Annotated in this window: 14 protein-coding genes; 7 read left to right on the top strand and 7 right to left on the bottom strand. The window is 59.7% G+C overall.

Annotated features, from left to right (window positions below):
- Window positions 1-164 precede the first annotated feature (164 nt).
- A complete protein-coding gene (locus LB564_RS31785; RefSeq protein ID WP_181173843.1) occupies window positions 165-530 on the bottom strand; it encodes a DUF982 domain-containing protein in 366 nt (121 codons plus the stop codon).
- A gap of 284 nt (window positions 531-814) precedes the next feature.
- Window positions 815-1,225 carry a cbb3-type cytochrome c oxidase subunit I gene (locus LB564_RS25450; protein WP_140709674.1) on the bottom strand — a complete coding sequence of 137 codons (411 nt, stop codon included), beginning with the start codon at window positions 1,223-1,225 and terminating at the stop codon, window positions 815-817.
- Between the two features lie 426 nt (window positions 1,226-1,651).
- On the opposite strand from LB564_RS25450, the gene LB564_RS25445 reads away from it, so the two are divergent.
- Together LB564_RS25445 and LB564_RS25440 are read left to right on the top strand one after the other, a co-directional pair.
- A complete protein-coding gene (locus LB564_RS25445; protein WP_224541821.1) occupies window positions 1,652-3,010 on the top strand; it encodes a sensor histidine kinase in 1,359 nt (452 codons plus the stop codon).
- A 59-nt stretch (window positions 3,011-3,069) separates the two neighbouring features.
- Window positions 3,070-4,227, top strand: a complete 1,158-nt coding sequence (locus tag LB564_RS25440) for a sugar ABC transporter substrate-binding protein (RefSeq protein ID WP_224541818.1) — start codon at window positions 3,070-3,072, stop codon at window positions 4,225-4,227.
- A gap of 325 nt (window positions 4,228-4,552) precedes the next feature.
- On the opposite strand, the gene xth is transcribed toward LB564_RS25440, so the two are convergent.
- Complete coding sequence (gene xth, locus LB564_RS25435; RefSeq protein ID WP_140709672.1) at window positions 4,553-5,329, bottom strand: exodeoxyribonuclease III; 777 nt, start codon at window positions 5,327-5,329, stop codon at window positions 4,553-4,555.
- A 177-nt stretch (window positions 5,330-5,506) separates the two neighbouring features.
- On the opposite strand from xth, the gene LB564_RS25430 reads away from it, so the two are divergent.
- The 3 genes from LB564_RS25430 to LB564_RS25420 all read left to right on the top strand — a co-directional run bounded on the left by LB564_RS25430 (window position 5,507) and on the right by LB564_RS25420 (window position 7,105).
- A complete protein-coding gene (locus LB564_RS25430; protein WP_140709670.1) occupies window positions 5,507-6,100 on the top strand; it encodes an SOS response-associated peptidase in 594 nt (197 codons plus the stop codon).
- Window positions 6,101-6,617: 517 nt separating this feature from the next.
- Window positions 6,618-6,872 carry a hypothetical protein gene (locus LB564_RS25425; RefSeq protein WP_140709668.1) on the top strand — a complete coding sequence of 85 codons (255 nt, stop codon included), beginning with the start codon at window positions 6,618-6,620 and terminating at the stop codon, window positions 6,870-6,872.
- 50 nt (window positions 6,873-6,922) lie between these two features.
- Complete coding sequence (locus LB564_RS25420) at window positions 6,923-7,105, top strand: hypothetical protein (protein ID WP_140709667.1); 183 nt, start codon at window positions 6,923-6,925, stop codon at window positions 7,103-7,105.
- 877 nt (window positions 7,106-7,982) lie between these two features.
- Here the strand turns inward: LB564_RS25420 and LB564_RS25415 are convergent.
- The 4 genes from LB564_RS25415 to LB564_RS25400 form a co-directional block, all read right to left on the bottom strand.
- A complete protein-coding gene (locus LB564_RS25415; RefSeq protein WP_140709663.1) occupies window positions 7,983-8,720 on the bottom strand; it encodes an SDR family NAD(P)-dependent oxidoreductase in 738 nt (245 codons plus the stop codon).
- On the bottom strand, window positions 8,707-10,053 hold the full coding sequence (locus LB564_RS25410; protein ID WP_140709661.1) for a family 1 glycosylhydrolase: 1,347 nt from the start codon (window positions 10,051-10,053) through the stop codon (window positions 8,707-8,709). The genes LB564_RS25415 and LB564_RS25410 overlap by 14 nt, the downstream gene beginning before the upstream one ends.
- Window positions 10,054-10,361: 308 nt before the next feature.
- Complete coding sequence (locus LB564_RS25405) at window positions 10,362-11,918, bottom strand: FAD-dependent monooxygenase (protein ID WP_224541816.1); 1,557 nt, start codon at window positions 11,916-11,918, stop codon at window positions 10,362-10,364.
- Window positions 11,919-12,417: 499 nt separating this feature from the next.
- On the bottom strand, window positions 12,418-13,029 hold the full coding sequence (locus tag LB564_RS25400; protein ID WP_140709658.1) for a TetR/AcrR family transcriptional regulator: 612 nt from the start codon (window positions 13,027-13,029) through the stop codon (window positions 12,418-12,420).
- A 216-nt stretch (window positions 13,030-13,245) separates the two neighbouring features.
- Between LB564_RS25400 and LB564_RS25395 the strand changes: the two genes are divergently transcribed.
- Together LB564_RS25395 and LB564_RS25390 are read left to right on the top strand one after the other, a co-directional pair.
- Complete coding sequence (locus LB564_RS25395) at window positions 13,246-13,971, top strand: glutathione S-transferase family protein (RefSeq protein ID WP_210242290.1); 726 nt, start codon at window positions 13,246-13,248, stop codon at window positions 13,969-13,971.
- A gap of 816 nt (window positions 13,972-14,787) precedes the next feature.
- Window positions 14,788-15,858: a PAS domain-containing protein gene (locus tag LB564_RS25390; RefSeq protein ID WP_140709656.1), complete on the top strand. Its 1,071-nt coding sequence runs from the start codon at window positions 14,788-14,790 to the stop codon at window positions 15,856-15,858.
- Window positions 15,859-15,909 lie beyond the last annotated feature (51 nt).

Raw genomic sequence — 15,909 nt, 5'->3', positions numbered from 1 at the left:
TCCAAGCCGCCGAACCCAGTGGACCTCCCCAAATCAGATGGGCTTCCAATATGTATAATTTTCCCCGGACAGCCCTGTCCACCCGCGGGGAGAGCGGATATTTCGCCTTCATTCAGTTCCAGATCAGCGACCGATCAAGCGGAGCGAAAATGCGTCGTTTTCAGCTAAAACTCAGGCTTGCCGGGATTGCCCTTCGCCTCGATCCGATCATCGTCAGCGAAAGATTCAGAACGCCCGTCGTAAGCTGTCATCCAAGCATCCGCCGCGCCTGCGACCGCAACTTCAATTGGATCCGGTGCTTGAATTCCGTGGGCTCGAGCGTACGCCTCAAAGGTAGCGCACGCCGCCTCGATGTCTCGTTTGTCGGCAAGCGCGGACCGGCAAAGGGCGGCTGCCGCCTCATAGATGGGGCTGCGTATGCCGGCCCACTCATCGAGGACCTCAACGGCTTCTTGAACGGAGGTCACCGGATGGGGAAAGCCCAGCCCCACGAACACGTGAACTGGATGACTGAAGCGATGTAGCGACATTGTATGAGCTCCGTTGGGATGGGCTGTGGCCCGACTGCCGGAGATCATTTGGGGCTTATTTGGCAGTCGGGCCGGGGACCATCACTGGCATGCTTACCTTCGCCGGCTACCGGCAACGACACAATTAATCCTTATGGATAGTCCCCTGGGAAGGTGGGCCGCGGCTCGGCATGAGTTCACGGCCCAGTTCCTTGATGGCATCTGCAATTCCCACCTCTGATAGTCCCCGATCGGCCACTTGCGTCCGGCCTGCTAAAGTCGGGCGGAAGCTCCACCTTGCCCGTTCACCGCGGGGCCGGCGACAGCCCAGAGGCCGAGCGTACCGTCTGTGCCGAGAACACCACGACAGCAAAAACCAGGACAGCGGCAGCGACGATAAGGGAGCCGCCGGCGACGATTGGTTCGAATTCTGTCCTCCCGCCCTGCAACATCAGGTACAAGGCCGGCAGCATAATGACGATCCCCAGCGTGTACAGGCCGTAATGGATCATGGCGATCCGGCGCGCCGCCTTGACGGGGTTGAGGGCGTAGTACCCGCCGAAGATTGCGCTTGTGACCCACCCCAGCAGATTGATGTGTGCGTGTGCGGGGAACGCACCATGATCGCCCGAGATCGCCATCTGCAGGCCCGCCAGGATGCCCAGAATAAGAAACACTATCGCTGTTTTGAAGAAAAGCTCCGAAACTTTAGGCATGTGCTTCGCTCCCATTGGGCGTCTTGCCCGATCCAGTGTGCTCCAAATCCTAGGATGTTGCCAAGGGGGTCCACTCAATGCCGATCCGGGTGCGGTCCCACAAAGACACGTTTTTGCAGTCGCCAGGACTGGTTATAAGCCGCCTAAGGGGAGACTCGAACTTGGCTTTGCAGCAATGGATATGAACACGCGGTGCGGACGCGCCAACCCTTACTGGCGGCGAGATCCTTGCTCCGCTGTGACCAGATGGCGCAAATCGCTTCAAATCTCAGCAACTTGGTTTGCGCCCCTGGCCCGACCTGACGTCCTGTGACCGCAGCTTTCCGGTCGATGAAAACAGGTCGCCCGGGAGGGTATCGCTTTCCGAGCGCCTCAGCCGTCACTACACGATAGCGCACAGAGGCGAAATCGGGCAGGAATGTGCTGATGTCAATTCCCCGCCGTAACGTTGTGCGATTCACTTCCGCATCCCTGCTGATAGGGTTCATTGCGCTTATGGCTATCGTGGCCACAAACTTCTGGCTTGGCCAGAGAGCGCAATCCTACTTCGACAACGCAATCGCGGCACGTGACACCCGGGTCGCGGCGGTCGAATTGAGAAATGCGTTGCAGACGGCGGAGGCGTCCGAACGCGGCTTCGTGATCACCGGCAATGAGATCTATTTGGGGCCGTATCAGACCGCCAAAGCCCAAGCGCAGCGCCACCTGCTTGCGCTGCAGAGCTTGCTGACTTCCTATCCCGATTCCCAATCGACACTGCAACGGCTCACGGCGATCGTTGCGGCGAAGTTCGGGGAATTCGATCAGACGATAGCACTCAAGCGCGACCAGCGCGATGCAGAGATCGAGGCATCGTTTCGAACGAACCGAGGCAAGGCGCTGACGGACGAAGCCAATGTGTTCTTCTCGGGGATTATCGGGCGAGCGGATGACCGACTGACCTCCGGTGTCGCCGAGCAGCGTGCCAACACCGGATGGCTGCGGCTTGTTTCTGCAATCGGGGGGCTTGTCATCGTCGCCGTCGTTGCCGGGGCAGCTTATGGAGCCGCTCGCTACACCAGAGAACTTCGCAAGACACGCGACGAGGTCAATGCTCTCAACAGCGACCTGGAACAACGTGTCACGATCCGAACTGAAGACCTCGCAAAGGCGCGCGACCGGGCGGAGGTGCTGTTGTCGGAAGTCAACCACAGGGTTGCCAACAGTCTGGCACTGGTCTCATCGCTTGTGAACCTTCAGTCAAAAGCGGTCGGGGACAATGCGTCGAAAGATGCACTGGCCGAAACTCAGGACCGCATCTTCGCGATCTCGCTGGTGCACAGGAGGCTCTACAGTTCTTCCGATGTTCGCTCCGTTGCCCTTGACGAATACGCGGCTGGGCTGCTCGACCACCTGCGAACATCGCTTCGAAGCCAGGTACATGGTGTAAGGCTCTCCTATGAGGTAGATCCGATCAAGCTCGAGACAGACGCCTGCATCAACCTTGGGGTGGTGGTCACTGAACTCGTTACAAACGCATTCAAGTACGCCTACCCCGATGGAGCGGGAGACATTCGCGTACGCCTCACCCAATTGCCGGGCGAGCAAGCGGAGCTGGTGATCGAGGACGCCGGTATCGGGAAGGCCGAGGGCGTGCCCGCCAGAGGAACAGGGGTAGGCAGCAGGATCATCAATGCCATGAGCGTCAGCCTTGGCGGCAAGATCGAGTATCGCAATCTCCAGCCGGGGACGGCGGCTCATTTGGTGTTTTCGACAAAACCACGGCGTGCTACCGCGGTTTTGTAGACAGCTTGGCGACACGGTAGTTAGCGTCAAGCGGATGCGCGCTGACGAGAGGAGAAACGGTGTTTGGTCTGACGAGGAAGACTGCCCGCCCGCTCGGTCAAGCGATAGCTCTGCTGCTCATCTCCCTTGTGGCCGGGCTTGCTTGCGCGCGGGCCCAGGAAGGTGCCCTCGGCATCACCAGGCCGGTGGTATTTCCGGTCTTTGATCCGAATGCACCTTCATGCAGTGCCCCGGTCGGCCTGAAGAAGGCTTTGGCGTATGTACAGGAAAACGACCGAGACTTTTTGCAGGGGGTCGATCACGGCTTGTCCTTGGCGGCGGTAAATCGCGGCTTGGAGTATCGACGAGTTCTGGCTGAAAATGACGTCGGCAAGGCCATAGCCCAAGTCCAGTCACTCGTCGCGGCGAAGGTTGGCGCCATCGTGGGCACGTCTTCGGATCCGGTGGCTTTCGGCCCCTCGCTTCAGCAGGCGATCTGGTCGGGAGCGTTTGTCGGTACGATCGTGCCTCCACCCGCGACGTTGCTGCTCAATGCTCCGCAATATCGCACAGGCAAGGTGCTAGCGGACGCGGCGATCGAGCATATCAAGACCAAACTCGGCGGGAAGGCCAAGGTGGTTCTGCTGACCCAGGACACTATGGAGTTCCTGGCCCCACGCTTCACAGCGATGCGCGATGGCCTGAATGCACTTCCTGGCGTTACGATCGTGGCCGACATCGCACCAAAGCCGGTCAATAAGGAAGGAGGGTTTGCGACGATGCAAACGATCCTCGTTGCGAATCCCGATGTCGACGTGGTGCTGGGCGGCGATGCCGTCGTGCTGGGAGCGCTAGAAGCATTGCGCGCCGTCGGCAAAGACAGGCCCGATCAATTTCTCGGCGGAATTGATGGTGAGCCAGAGGCTGTTTCGGAAATCAGAAAAGCCGATAGCCCCTACAAGGCGAGCATCGCCTTATCATCACCGGTCTTCGGGTATGCCATGGGACAGTTTGCGGCCGATTGGCTCGACGGCAAAAGCATCCCCCAGGCAATGGATATACTGCCTATTGCACTGACAAGCGCCAACCTCGATCAGTACGATGCCGATTTGCTGGATCCTGCTTCGGTTTACGCCGATCCAGAACGCCGTAGTGACTACCTGAAGATGTACGGAAATATCTGTTATGACAGCCGCGACGAGTATGTGAATTTTCCTTGGTCGTCAGAGCTGAAGTGATCTCTTGGCTGGAGGGCCGGCGCGCCACAGCAGGAATGGTGCGTCAAAAGCGCATCCAGATGCATGGGTTCAAGGCACAGTCGCGATCACGGCTGTGACGCCCAACAGGCATTTCTTGCCGGGGGGGCAGGAGGCCGGCTCTCAGACCTGCGTTCACAGCGTCGAGGGGTACATGTCGGATGGAATGCAATGGTTGCTTGTCGACGGCTAGGTGCGGAGGATTTTTCGAGTGGGATCTCGCTAACCACGGATACAACTTGGGGGCCAATGAGGAAGCGGCTTTTCGCGATACCGTCGCTGCCGCTGCGGGGTTCCTTAATGGCGGTCAATCGAGTTCAATCCAAGCTGGCGCATGGTCGCTTGGCTTCTCCCACCCGCGCAATTCGACGTCCACGCCCGCATTGCGGAGTTTGTCCGAAAGGGAAGGGCTCACAAGCAGATGGTCCATTCGGAGGCCGGAGCTTCGATCGTAGCCGCCCCGGTATGAGAAGTTCCAGTAGGTGTAAATGCCCTTCTCGGCGTGTACGCGGCGAACTGCATCGACCCAACCATTCGCGAGCATTTCGGCGTAGGCTTGCCGGCTCTCCGGAAAGTACACCGCGTCCCCCAGCCATCGTTCGGGCGCGACGGCGTCGATTTCGGTCGGAACGACGTTATAGTCGCCGCAGAGGATGCTCATGGCGCCGTCTCCAAGCAACAAATTGCCATAGCTTACGAGGCGATCGAACCACCGGAGCTTGTAGTCGAATTTCGGACCTGGCGCCGGGTTGCCGTTAGGAAGATAGAGGCAACCCACAACGAGCCCATTCACCTCGGCCTCGATGTAGCGGCTGTGCGTGTCGTCTGGATCGCCGGGAAGCCCGCGCCGACGTTCTATTGGTTCTGCCCCCCGAGCGAGGATAGCGACCCCGTTGTACGATTTCTGGCCGTGCCAGATTGCGCCGTAACCGGCGCCCCTGATCGCGTCGGCGGGGAACTTCTCGTCAGACGTCTTGAGCTCTTGAAGGCAGACGATGTCGTACTGGGTTTCACCCAGCCATTTGAGCAGCACGGGCAGGCGGCCGTTGACGCCGTTAACGTTGAAGGTTGCGATGCGAGTCATTGAACTTTCCGTAGGCTAGGCAGCGACTCTCAACGCCCGACGGCTCACTGCGATCCCGGTCTGCGTGCAAGAAAGCTATTTCTGGCTCAACCGGACGGGCAGGGGTGTGTGCGGCCCGCTTTCCATCCCGCCGTGCATGCTCTAGCGTGAAGAGATCGGCCAAGTCCGGAGCAGTCCATGTGCAACGACTACGAACAGCATATCGCGTGGGCTGAATATTGCCGGATGATGGCCTCGCTCGCGCTCGACATTCCAAGCCACCAGACCGAACTTGATCTGCCTCAGGCAGACGACGTTCGTATCAATGATCCGGCGCCCATAATGCGCAGCGCCGGGGACGCCATCGAGCTTGCTTCGATGACGTTCGGATTTCCGCCCACCGGACCAAAGGGAGGGCCTGTGTTCAATTTCCGTTCCGAAGGCCGGCAGTTCGGCAACAGCAAGCGCTGTCTTGTACCTGCATCCGCTTTCTTCGAATTCACAGGTACGAAATATCCGAAGGCGAAACATCGCTTCACGCTCAACGGCTCTCCGTTCTTGGCGATCGCGGGGCTTTGGCGTGAAGCTGTCGGCAACAAGCCGCCGACTTTCACCATGCTCACGACCGATCCCGGGCCGGATGTCGCGCCATATCACAATCGACAGGTCGTAGTCCTTCAGCCTGAGAATTGGTCTGCCTGGATCAATCTGTCGAAGCCGGAGGCCGAACTTTTGCGGCCGCTTCCGGCCGGGTCGCTCTCAGTGGAGACCGTTCGCTCCGAAAGCTCGTGACTTTAGCTGCGTGAAACGTACACGCAGCGGCCCAAGATCGGCAACTTGTGCCCCCGTCTGCCGACCATGTATCATACCTGCCGCGGATAGCAGAGGCCCGCACCCCTGGGAGAGAGAAGGCGCGGGCCGGCCAAGCTGCCCGCGTGGCCAGCAGCGCGAAGGGACATCGGGAGGGCGCTGCGTTCGCCCGAACTTCTATTTGTGCCGGCTGTTCCCACCGCAAACCGAAAAAGCCCGCCACTGAGGGAACGGTGGCGGGCTTTGTTTGAAAGCTGTTCGTGCAACTTTCCGGCGCCTCTTTACCGGGGGAAGGGCATCAAGGGCGCTGGTAATGAACTTGTGGCGATATAATCGGTTCCCGCCGAGAGCAAAAAAGCCCGCCACTCTTTGGGGAGAGCGGCGGTAAGACAGGAATGCTGGGATCAACCAGCGTAGGTCAACGGATGGCCCCCCGGTTGGTTGCGGGATTGCAGGAAACCTTGCCCCACGCGACATGTTGCCAAAACAGGAGATGTTGATGACGCCGCAAGAAAAGCGATTAGAGACGATAGCGAAATTCCTCCAAGGACTGGACGCGAAGATTAGCGCAGTCGCTGCTTACATTGCTGCCATGCCTGGCGGCTCAAAAGTCGACATTGCCAATGTGAGGCGTTTGCTGGATACGAATAAATGGTCTCCTCACGCGCCATTCTCTCCGCCGAGCACCAGCACTATGACCAGCACCGTCATCGGCGCGATACACAATGCAGCGTCCACTAAGCCGGTCGATTAGAATTTGGTGGTCGCTCAAGGGACGGGCGGCACTTGCTTCCGGCGCAATTCGTGGTCAAAGAACAAGAGCAACTCGACTATCTCAACAGCTTAGGGGGCGAAGGTATCCGAGAGCGAACCATCGAGCATCCAGAGTGGCGCGATATTACTCTTGAAGTGGTCAAGCGCCAGGAGGAGCGCATCCAGTCGTTGGCATCCTTGCTTGAGACGCTGGTCAACAAAGAACCCGCCTGATTGGCGGGTCCCGGCGCGCAAGTTGCGCCAGGATCTCAGTTAGGCGAGCGCTTGGCGCGCGCGTGCAATCAGAGTGTGGTTGTCGATCAGCCAAGCAAGTTGACATAGAAGTCTCCTTGTGGGGGGCTCAGATGGGAACATCGTTGCCGCCATCAAGTTTGGGTCTGAATTGCCTCGATTCAGAAAGCGAACCCGATGACAGAGAATCTATCGCGCCGAGAGGAACAGAAGGGCACAGGCCGGGTCCTCAAATGGGGAGTGGTCTTGGCCGGGGCTATTTTACTATGCCTGCTGGCAATTTTTGTGCTTACACCCCTGTCAGGGGGCTCATGGCGGACAGCGCCGTTCAAGCGCGCTCCTGAGCAAAACCAGGGTGGGAATGCGCCAGCGGAAACCTCACAGTCGCCGGGCGTCCACAAAGATCCCAATGGATATGCCAAAATGCCAGGTTCGCAGTAGCGCTCAATGGCGGCAAATTCCCCGGCAAGTCCATATCCGGTGCCGCCTCAGGAGCGCTCAAGCATAATCAGCGGGCCAGGAACAGCAAGCTCAGGTCGGCCCGCCCGCCGCGCAATGTGGCTGCGTTCGCGCCCGGTTGGCGTAAAACTCGGTACGCGGTGCGCATGCCATAACGTGCCATCGTCGCCGGCTACATTCCGCTGGGCTGCCTGCCAGATCGTCCGCGCGGTGGAGTAACTGGCAGCGGAGCCAGCCAACCAGTGACGATGTGGCTGTCTCCGAGCTCCGCTCGCTGGCCGGTCGTTGCGCAATCACCAACCGCAGAACGCCCCGCCACGGCAACAAGAAGATTGCAGGATTATTCGTGGTGCGCGCCTTCGCTGCCGGTGCGGGCGTCCATCCTCCCCTTCGAAGTAGTCTAGAGCCGCGCCAACCGGCCGCCATCCACGTTGAGCGCCGCGCCGTTGACGAAGGCGGCGTCGTGTGAAGCCAGAAAGGCGGCGGCCGCGGCAATCTGCTCCGGCTTTCCGACATCTTGCGGCGTGATGGTCTCGGCCCCGGACTTGATATTCGGGTTCTCCCAAAGCATGGGTGTATCGATGGCTCCTGGCAGGATGGCATTGGCACGTATGCCTTGCGCCCGGCCTTCGATCGCGGTGGACCGGGTGAGAGACAGCAGCGCGGCTTTCGCCGCTGCGTAAGGGGCGACATGCGGGGTTGTTTCAACCGCGTGCACGCTCGAGATGTTCACGATCGATCCCCCATGGGTCATGTGCGCGAATGCCTCACGCGTGAAATGAACCGCCCCCAGCAAGTCGACGCTCAGCACCTTCAGCCAATCAGCGCTGGTGAATGCGTTGAGGGGCTTGAACATTATCAAGCCGGCGTTGTTGACGATAATGTCCATTCTGCCAAATCGCGTCAGCGCCAGCTGGCAGCACTGTGAGACGGCAATCTCGTCGGCAACGTCGCAAACCGAGACGGCGGTATCCGGCGCGCCGCCTTTTCGGACTGCCTGCGCGGCCGCCTCTGCCCTGGCTAAGTCCACGTCCACAATGACAACCCGTGCGCCCTCAGCGCCTAAGCGCACAGCGATGGCCAGCCCAATGCCGCTTGCGGCGCCAGTTACAATCGCGCTCTTGTCAGCCAGGCGCATCGGGATTCACCTTGTCCTTGGAGGGTTCAAGCGGCTCGGCCCCAGCTTCGGCCATCCGGTCAACATGCAAAAGGTCCCGTGCGTAGTCCTGCTGCGCGCGAACACTTGGGTCGTCCTGCTCGGACGGCAAAAAGACGGGCAAAGCGAGGCAGACACTTTGGGTGGCGAGCACCTTGTTCCAGTTGGCGATCAGCGCCTTATAGGCGTTTCCTACCGCCCGAGGGTTGCGGTCCAGGTCATAGAGGCCAACCGCGTTGACCCTTCCGTTGTTCTCGCGCAGAGCGCTATCCCAGTCCACCTGATCCGTCAGAGAATACCAAGTGAAGCCGACGATAGGTATGCCGTCGTTGCGGATCCTAAGCACATTAGCCCACTCCTTCCACAACCAGTAAACGGCTTCGTCCCCGTTCGGCCCCTCGCTGATGTTTGTCTCTGTATGCATTACAGGCAGGCGGTAACGGCTAAAATACTGGCGCGTAATCTCGTCATACCCAAACACCTCGCCGGACGCCGACGTGGTGCCGTCCGCCCAAACCCGGTGTTCGTTGGTCTGGTAATAGTCGGTGCCCATCACGCAATGCCTGCGCAAATGGTTCTCCAGGAAGAAACTGTACTCCTGCGCGGTCATGCCGTTTTCGAGCAGATAGCGATAAGTGCGCGCGTCGACGTCATGGCCGTAGTTGAGGTCGAGCGATAGGAAACGCTGGCTATTGAAACGCTCCGCCTTGCCGATGGCCTCGGGGGAGTCGGCGTGGAAGTATTCCGAGGACTCGCTTTGAATGAAGATAGCGTCCGGCCTCACATGCAGGATTGCCCGCATCGCCACGACGTTGCCCTTCACGATATGCTTGAGAGCCGTGACGAAGGCGGTATCGCTGCTCAGTTGCTCGTTCCACCAGCCCCAGCGCGCGGAAAAGGTGGCGCAGATGAACATTTCATTGACCGGCGTGTAGAGCTGGATCCAAGGAAAGCGGATTGCGAAGTCGTGCGCGTAACGTTCAAACAGCCGCGGGAAATCCGGGTTCTGGAAATTGCCCACCCAGTCTGGGACGCCGAAATGGCAAAGGTCGACGATGGGAAGAATATCCTTGGCCTTCAGGTCAGAGAACGTCTCATCGGCGAAGGTCCAGTCGTAGTGTCCGTCGCCCAGCCAAGTCTTGTGAATTGGGGGCCCATAGCGGAGGAAGCGAAGACCCAGATCCTGGAGCAGTTCGAAGTCGGTGCGCCATTGCTCGTAGAAGCGACATTTCTCCATTTCGTCGACCCGCTCCCGACCTCCACTGATCGTGGGAGCGCTGTTTTCAATGCCTGTGGCAAAGAGGAAATTGAACATCAGAGGTTCCTGAGCGAACCATGCTGCAGCAATTTCTAACGTCCAGCTTGCAACGCAGTTCCAGTCAGGCGGCAGGTCATCGCGGCGCTTTGCGGTGCACGACAACCAGACGCATGGTCTAGCCGAATTCGTTCGCCCCGTCGGCAGCTTTCAAAAGCAAGCGCATCGATTGCAGTCGCGCACACAGGCGCCGGAGATCTGCATCCGGCTCCATTCAGGCGTTGGACGCTTGCTGTTCTCGCGTGTTTGTCTGGACTGAAGCCCTGGACGAGGCGCAGCAGGTTCGTCGGGTAAGCGGACGAGCGGGGTCACCCGCTGAATCCGAGCTCGATCCAGGTGGCGGCCTGTGCGATGCGCGAGCGCGGGCCGTGAACCGCCAGATAGGCATCCGGTCTGACCAGGTAAAACCATTCATCATGGCTTCTGTGCGGACCGCTATCTGGGAGCTGGGCAACGACGAGCTTTGCTATTTGGCGCGAAAGCATTGGCGTGATTTCTGCATCGATGCTGCTTGCGTCTTCTGAAGTGAGCACTAGCAAGGTGAACCGGGTCGGGTCCAACTCCGAGTAGAGGCGTCGTGCCGGACCATTGCCGTCGACTTCGATCGCGAGATCGGGTAGCCGGTCTCCAGCAACAAGCCCGTTGGCGTCCCTGATTTTGGCATGGAGCCCCCTTCGGCGATAACTTACGGCGATTTCGCTGATCGTCTCGCGCGCGGCCGTCTGCACGAAGTCCATGCGAGCAATCCGAGGTGCGACAAGGTCGCGCGCAAACCTCAGAATTGGTGCTCGAAGCGATACAATCCTGGTGAGCACTTCAGTGTTGCGCAGCACCGCTCGTTCAACGGCATAGCGTTCGCTCTCATAGGTCTTGAGAAGATCGGTCGGCGCTTGGCCGGCGAGAACGAGCGCAAGTTTCCAGCCCAGATTGAGCGCGTCTTGAATTCCGGTGTTCATGCCCTGAGCGCCCGCTGGGCTGTGAATGTGGGCGGAATCCCCAGCCAGAAAAATACGCCCGGTCTGAAGTCTGGTCGCCAGCCGACTGTTCAACCGGAAAAAGGACGACCATCGAACGTTCGCCACGCTTATCGCGGTTGCCACGCGTTGCCCTGCGAGCTCGCGAAGCTGGGCAAGGGTTGGGTCGCTCGCCGAGTCCCGCGACGGGGCAGGAACTTCCGCGATCAGTCGGTGGCCATGGCGCATCGGGAAAATTGCCATTAGGCCCTCGGGGGACGTGAAAATGTGGAACTCGTCGTCACTGAGCGCCCAGTCTACGTCCAGATCGGCGAGCACGAAGTTTTGCTGCAAGGTCCTGCCGGTGAAGCCTAGGCCGAGACCATGGCGCGTGATGCTGTGGGCGCCGTCGCATCCAATCATATAAGCAAAGCGGGCAGCCTGCGGAGTTCCGGATGGCTCGCAAAGATACGCCGTTACGCCCTCGGCGTCTTGGTCGAAGGACATCAGTTCAACGCCTCGTTCGACGTGCACACCCAGCCCGGCGAGGGCTTCGGTCATCAGCCGCTCCGTTTCGGTCTGCTCCAGAAGGAGAATGAAAGGAAAACGGCTCGACAAGGGTGACAGGTCGAGGTGAACGAGCTGCCGCCGTCCAGCATATATGTTGCCTGCACGTGCTTGGAGACCCCGTGAGACGAACGCATTGGCCAAGCCGAAGAGATCAAGAAGTTCGAGTGTGCGAGCCTGAATGCCGATGGCGCGCGATGTCGTCGCAGGCACACGCCTGCTGTCCACCACGCGAAGCGCAACTCCCGCCTTTGCCAGGCTGAGCGCCAATGCCAAGCCGGTAGGACCGGCTCCTACGATGAGGACAGCCTGCGGCTGAGATGCGGAGCGGGCTGATGACCTCACCGGGTCGCTCCTGACAGGTTGCGAAAGCCCCGAGCATTGGCAACGCCCGAGCGTGCCGCGCAGGCACTGTGCGCGCCGGCGACCCGGGTAAACCAATTGGCTTCGGTTTGAAAGACGGCAATGACGTGGAGGCGGCCCGCGAACGGGCGTCGGAAAAATCGACTTGCCACAACCCCGGTCGTTTCAAGGAGCGCTGCCTGCAAACTCGCCTCGCTTGCCAACGGATAGTGCAGCCGCACATTCCGTAACTGGTATTCGGTATACATACTGTAAAATTAACGTGCTGGCAATCGGTGGAGAGCGTGGAGCGATGGGAATGAGTTTGGACAGGCCCTGGCCCTGGATCTCTCCCCTGGGCGGGGTCAGCGCGATATGGGTTTCATGATCATTCGTGTCGCGGTGATGATCTGTGCAGTCGTTGGACTGATCATCACCGCTGCTCGTCTAGGGGGTTGGCCCGTCAGGCGAAGGCGAGAAAGCAAAGGCCCATGGAGACGAGTTAGCTCGATCGGAGGAGCCGATCGATCGCATCGTTGCAAGCGCTCTTGATGATATCCGCCACAGCTCTGCTCGTGCGGCCCCTCCTGAGGTGCTGGTACATCGCGCAACTCGTCAGGCCGAACATGAGATCGATCGCCTCCCTGTGCGCCTTGTTGCCGTGGTGGCCCTCCAAAACCCGGTCCAGCAGCGTGGTGAGATTCGTCCGACGGCGCTCGTTGCGCTCGACCAACGCCTGCGCGAATTCATCGTCTATTCCCACGGCGTCGTGCAGGGACGCGAGGGCCGGGTCGCTGTCCCAGAACCTGCAGAAGATGTCGACCAGTTGTTCAATGCCCTTGCGCGCGTTGGGGTTGGCAATGGCGACGCTCAGGCGAGCAAGGCCGCCGCGCTGCGCGATCTCGTCAAAAGCAGCTTCGAGGAGACCTCGGCGCGAACCGAACTGATTGTAGACTGTGAGACGCGTGATCCCGGCTGCTTTCGCAACCGAATCCAGCGAGAAGCCGCCAATGCCGTCCTCCCGCAGCAAGCGCTGAGCCGCCTCGATCACACGCTCGCGCTTCTGCGTCACCGCGGCGGTGCGCACCTCGCTCACATATTGTCTCTTCGTCATGCGCCGGTCCCAATCTCCTGTGGCTATTTCGATTTACACTATGTATATGGAAATTGCTGAACGGATGGATGCCATGCGGCGGCTCGAAAGACTATAGCAATCTCGGCTCACGATCGCGCCGGCGTTTTTTGGCGGATAACGCTTCGCAACCGAACCGGACGGCGGTCTCGGCACGAAGCGCCTATGCCTCGGTGAGCTAGCACGAAGGAGGCAAGCTTGATTATTGTTCACGGTTTCGGCCCTCATTTCGGGATGCCGGACGGCAGCCCTTTCGTCATCAAAACGATGATGCAGCTCAAGCTCGCCGGGCTTGAGTATGAACATTGCGGCGACGGCACTGCCAAGGCGCCAAACGGCAAGGTTCCCTTCATTGAGGACGATGGTGAAATAATCGCCGACTCCGCGCTCATCCGCCGCCATGTCGAGCGCAAATACAATGTCGATTTGGACGCCGGTCTCACCCCCAGGCAACGCGCTATCGCCTGGGCGATCGAGAAAATGGCGGAAGAGCATCTCTATTTCGCGTTGATCGATCTCCGCTGGCGGGGTGATCGTAATTTTGCAGCGGGACCCGCCCATTTTTTTGACCGGTTGCCCGGCCCCGTGCGCCCGCTTGTTCGACGCATAGGCCGGAGCCGCATGATGAAGACACTTTATCTCCAGGGGACTGGCCGGCTTTCGCCTGCCGCCGTCGAGGAAAACGCGGGACGCGACATTGATGCAATCGCCACCCAGCTCACAGCAAGCTCATATGTAATGGGCGATAAAGCGACCGCTGTCGACGGGTTCATTTACGGGGTCTTGCGAAGTCTGCTGGTGCCGGTTTTCGAAACCGACCTTCGCCGGCGGATCGAAAGTCACTCAAATCTTGCGGCATATGTCGTCCGGGTCACCGATCGCTTCTTCGCTTTGAGTTCGCCTGAGCAGAGCTCCTCGGTGTAGGATAAACGATCGATCGGGTTCCCTTGGACTGCTGCGAGCGAGCTGCGGGACCACCGTGATAGAAAAGCCGATACCTCTCGAGGTTGCGGCAGCATCCGTCACGACAAGGAAAGCCGTTTTAAACCGTTTCGGTAAGTTCCTGGCGGCATTCCTTTATACCGGACGAAGCCCGCGAAAGTGCGGGCACAAATCGGCACCGACTCGCAATCTGCTCGAGCGTCCGATCGCTTTCGCGGCTCGGCAAGGAAATTCGCCTGGTTGGAACGGTGGTAGCCCGGCCGGTTCAGCAGGGCAGGCCGTGTCCATTCGGCTGGCCGCCAAACATGCCCGTCACCTTGCGATGCTTGTCCGATGCCGTTCGTGCGGCTGTCGAGACGGCGAGGAGTGCTTCGGCCACGGGCTACGATGCCGAGGTATTGGTTCGAGGCGTCGATGGGAAGTGGCGGACGGAATGGCCCGTTGATTGAGCCGTCACCTCCTGATGAGCATCCCTGTCGTGACGGCTGCACCGCGCGTTGCGTTGGCAGCCGCGCCGGTGCGGGACCATTCAACCGGCTCAACTTCGCCTGGAACCCATCGGTCAAGCTGTAGACCATAAACATGCGTAATGCTCCATGATACATGCCGCGACGCTTGATGCGCGGAGATTGCACGTTGGAGCTGGGGCACAGGCCCCGTGTGCCTCGCTTGAAGTGAACATCCCGAAGAACCGATTGGCGGCTTTACTCGGGCAAGCGGTCCTGGTCGAAAAGCATCACGTCGGAAACCTTGTAGGAAATCGGGCGTTGTCCCTGATATCTACCAAGTGAGCAAAGAGTGCCTGATAAAGCCAAACCTTCGTCAGCCCTGCATGGCGACGCGCCGGCGGCAGCAGCCTCCACCGCATGGGCGGATCGCAAGGAATTGGCGTCGGCTGCGTTCGAGCGCACGCGCATGCCCATCGTCATCACCGATGCTAGGCAGCCTGACAATCCCATCGTGCTGGCCAACAGGGCCTTTTTGGATCTCACCGGCTATACATCCGATGAAATCCTGGGCAGAAATTGCCGCTTCCTACAGGGGGAGGGCACATCGCCGGCGGCCGTTGCGGAGGTCCGAGCGGCGATAGAGCGTGAACGCGAGACGAATGTGGAGATCCTGAATTTCCGCAAGGACGGATCGCCGTTCTGGAACCAGCTCCATCTAAGCCCCATCCACGACGATGAAGGGGAGCTCCTGTACTACTTCGCGTCGCAAATCGATGTAACCAAACATCGCAAAATTCAGAGCCTCGAAGCGGCGGAGCACCGCCTCCTCATGGAAGTCGATCATCGGGCAAAGAATGTCCTAGCGGTTGTCGATGGCATCGTTCGGCTGAGCAAGGCGGACAATGCATCGCTCTATGCCGCGGCCGTTCAACGCCGTGTCCAGGCTTTGGCAATCGCACACGCCCTGTTGGCCGAGTGCGGCTGGCGCGATGTGCCGTTGGACGAAATCGTCTCCAGGCAGGTCGCCCATTTCGCTTCAGACAGGACAGTATTGACCGGACCTGAAGTGCTGATCGCTGCGGTGGTCGTTCAACCACTGGCTCTCGTCGCCCATGAACTGATCGTCAACGCCGCCACCCATGGGGCCCTCGCCAAGGATACTGGGCGGTTGCAGGTCAGCTGGCAGGCGACGGGCGATCATGGCGGCTTTAACCTGCGGTGGGAAGAAAGCGGGAGACGTAAAGCTGGATCCTCGCCAGGGGAGCCCGGCTTCGGCACGACCATGATCGATGCAATAGTCCAGAAGCAGCTTCAGGGTCAGATCCTGCGGGAGTGGACATTGGACGGTTTGAAAATCAACATAAGCATCCCGGGCACTCCTGCCCTTTCGACGGCCCAGCCTGCCTACGCCTCGGGTTAATCTAACAGTTTTGGCATACAGGCCCGCCCGCTCGCCGACGATCCGAGACTA

The organism is Mesorhizobium sp. ES1-6 (assembly GCF_020164775.1).
Taxonomy (GTDB): Bacteria; Pseudomonadota; Alphaproteobacteria; order Rhizobiales; family Rhizobiaceae; genus Mesorhizobium.
This window is presented reverse-complemented; position numbering and strand designations above follow the sequence as displayed.